Genomic DNA, 360 nt, shown 5'->3' on the forward strand with positions numbered 1-360 from the left:
TGCGTATGGTAAGCACGCTACTACTAATACTTGGTCTGCTTTCGCTACCATTGATTTGTGGCGTAAGTGACGTTTACGTTTAGTGGTTTTCTTAGTCAAAATATGACGTAAGTGAGATTGTTTACGTTTGAAACCGCCTGAAGCTGTTTTCTTGAAACGCTTAGCAGCACCACGTACTGTTTTAATTTTAGGCATTGTTTTATAAACTCCGCATTGTTTTATCTAATACATAATAATCAGGCGAAAAATACGCTTATCGCTAACCGTCTTTTTACTTGCAAAGCACTAATTATCTCGAACAGAGCGTTACCGCTCATAGCCCTTTACGGCTAAAAAGCAAATCAGGCTGCGAAATGTGCC

At 39.4% G+C, this 360-nt stretch carries 1 protein-coding gene; it reads right to left on the minus strand.

Translation table 11 applies throughout. The features are described from left to right. Positions 1-195: 50S ribosomal protein L35 (gene rpmI, locus FLQ44_RS05600; protein WP_005596065.1), on the minus strand; the 195-nt coding region annotated here is incomplete at its 3' end. Positions 196-360 lie beyond the last annotated feature (165 nt).

Source organism: Vogesella mureinivorans (genome assembly GCF_007644035.1).
Lineage (GTDB): Bacteria > Pseudomonadota > Gammaproteobacteria > Burkholderiales > Chromobacteriaceae > Vogesella > Vogesella mureinivorans.